Source organism: Clostridium bornimense (assembly GCF_018917145.1).
GTDB lineage: Bacteria > Bacillota > Clostridia > Clostridiales > Clostridiaceae > Clostridium_AN > Clostridium_AN bornimense_A.
Genome location: NZ_JAHLOD010000103.1, coordinates 1 through 3009, shown reverse-complemented (window position 1 = coordinate 3009; position 3009 = coordinate 1). Strand labels below are relative to the sequence as shown.

Below are 3009 nucleotides of genomic sequence, written 5' to 3'. Positions count from 1 at the left end.
ATTTTCTTCACAATAATCTTTTACAGTTAAATTTTCATCACTAGCATAATAACGATTTATATATTCTCTCCATTCATCATTACTTAATTTTTTATACATACCTAACCTCCTGATAAAATATTATTTTCTTAATTTTATCAATTGGAGATTTTAGTATCTAGGTACTTAATTTTTGACGCTTACTTTTTTTATTGAATAAAGACATTTATATAAGATTAAAATAAAGATACATTAAAAATATAAATTTATATAACTTCATAAATAATTCATAATTTTTATATAAATTATGAATATACCCTTTGGGGGTATTTATAATTTATATAAAATACATTGATAATTTATAAGGAGGATATTTCGATGAGCAATTATCTAAAAAAAGATACAATGAAGATAACAGGTATGACCTGTGCATCATGTGCCAAAGCGGTTGAAAGAGCTGTAAAAAAAATAGATGATAATATTGAGGCAAATGTGAATATAGCCACAGAAAAATTAAGTGTATCATATGATGAGTCTAAAGTTACATCTCAAGATATACAAAGGGCAATAGAAAAAGCAGGGTATGGAGTTTTAGAAGAAATAAATTTAAATCAAACTATAATACCTATTTCTGGAATGACCTGTGCATCATGTGCGAAAGCAGTTGAAAGAAGTGTAGGTAAACTTGATGGAGTACAAACAGTTGATGTTAATTTTGCAACAGAAAAAGCATCAATAAGTTACATACCAGAAAAGGTAAAATTATCTGAGATAAAAGAAGCAATAAAAAAAGCTGGGTATGAACCTCGAGATGCAGAAAATAAAAATGCTGTAGATGAAGATAAAATTAGAAAAGAAAAAGAAGTAAAATCCTTATGGATAAAGTTCATAGTTTCAGCTGTATTCGCAGTACCGCTATTTTACATAGCAATGGGACAAATGATTAAGGAACCATTTGGTCCGCTTCCATTACCTCAAATAATAAATCCTGATATTAATCCATTGAACTTTGGTTTAATTCAATTATTCCTTACGATACCTATAGTAATAGCAGGATATAAATTCTACACGATTGGAACAAAAGCTATATTATCAAAATCACCTAATATGGATTCTTTAATTGCCATAGGAACAGGAGCAGCACTATCATATAGCTTATATTCTTTATATCTTACATTTAATGGAGATATGATGGCAATTCATAATATGTATTTTGAAAGTGCAGGGGTAATAATCACATTAGTATTATTAGGTAAATTCTTAGAATCAGTTGCAAAAGGAAAAACATCAGAAGCAATAAAGAAATTAATGGGACTTAGCCCTAAAACAGCAATTATTATAAAAGACAATAAAGAAATTGAAATACCTATAGAAGAGGTTGAAGTCGGTGACGTAATAGTTGTAAAACCTGGAGCAAAAATACCTGTAGATGGAATTGTAGTTGAGGGTCATACTTCTGTAGATGAATCAATGCTTACAGGAGAAAGTATACCTGTTGAGAAGTCTGTTGGAAGCCATGTAGTAGGTGCAAGTATAAATAAAAACGGAACTATAAAGTTTAAAGCAGAAAAAGTAGGAAGTGATACTGCGATATCTCAAATAATAAAATTGGTTGAAGATGCTCAAGGTTCTAAAGCACCTATAGCAAAGCTTGCAGATGTAATATCTGGCTACTTTGTGCCAATAGTATTTGCTATAGCCGTGATAGTATCTATAGCTTGGTTTATATCAGGAAAAGATATAGAATTTGCTCTTAGTATATTTATAGCAGTTCTTGTAATAGCTTGTCCATGTGCATTGGGACTTGCAACTCCAACAGCAATAATGGTTGGTACTGGAAAAGGTGCAGAAAATGGGATACTTATAAAAGGTGGAGAAGCATTAGAATCTACTCATAAGATAAACACTATAGTATTTGATAAAACAGGTACTATAACTGAAGGAAAGCCAGTTGTAACAGATATAATTACAGATGGAGATATCAATAAAGATGAACTTTTAAAGATAGCTGCAAGTGCAGAAAAAGGTTCAGAACATCCTCTAGGAGAAGCAATTGTTAAAGAAGGGGAAAAGAAAAATTTAGGTTTATATAATATAGATAAATTTGTTGCAATACCTGGTCATGGTATAGAAGTTGAAATAGAATCTAAAGGTATTTTATTAGGTAATAAAAAGTTAATGCAAGATAGAAAAATAGCTCTTAGAAAATTAGAAGAAATATCTGATAAGTTAGCAGCAGAAGGTAAGACTCCTATGTATATAGCTATAAATAATAAAATAGCAGGTATAATAGCAGTTGCAGATATAGTTAAAGAAAGTAGTGCTAAAGCAATTATGAAACTTCATGATATGGGAATAGAAGTTGCTATGATTACTGGAGACAACAAAAAGACTGCTGATGCAATAGCAAGACAAGTTGGAATAGATAAAGTTCTAGCTGAAGTATTGCCACAAGATAAATCAAGTGAAGTTAAAAAACTTCAAAGTGAAGGTAGATTTGTAGCTATGGTTGGAGATGGAATAAATGATGCTCCTGCTCTTGCACAGGCAGATATAGGTATGGCAATTGGTAGTGGAACTGATGTAGCTATGGAATCAGCAGACATTGTTTTAATGAAGAGTGATTTAATGGATGTACCAACTGCTATTAAATTAAGTAGAAGTACTATGAGAAATATAAAAGAAAACTTATTCTGGGCATTTGCTTATAATGTTATTGGTATACCAATAGCAGCAGGAGTATTGTATTTATTTGGAGGTCCATTACTTAATCCAGTTATAGCGGCTCTTGCTATGGCATTTAGTTCTACATCTGTTTTATTAAATGCATTAAGACTTAAAAGATTTAAGGCAGATAAGTAAAATTTCATATTTTATTCATAAAGTTAGATTATATTATAATTAAATAAACGTAAGCGTCAAAGTTTTGGTACCTTTTATCAATTAAAAAAATATATTAAAATATCCCGGTAGGGCGATTTAAAGCCCTATCGGGATTTATTTATTTCTTGATTTTGACTTTTAGATTGT

At 30.2% G+C, this 3009-nt stretch carries 1 protein-coding gene; it reads left to right on the top strand.

Going from position 1 to position 3009, the window contains the following annotated elements; genetic code table 11:
* The first annotated feature begins 357 nt into the window (after positions 1-357).
* Positions 358-2841 carry a heavy metal translocating P-type ATPase gene (locus KQI30_RS16615; protein ID WP_169106237.1) on the top strand — a complete coding sequence of 828 codons (2484 nt, stop codon included), beginning with the start codon at positions 358-360 and terminating at the stop codon, positions 2839-2841.
* The last annotated feature ends 168 nt before the right edge of the window (positions 2842-3009 follow it).

Excerpts from the sequence above, each read along its gene's own strand:
- KQI30_RS16615 (WP_169106237.1), top strand. The coding sequence starts at position 358 with ATGAGCAATTATCTAAAAAAAGATACAATGAAGATAACAGGTATGACC.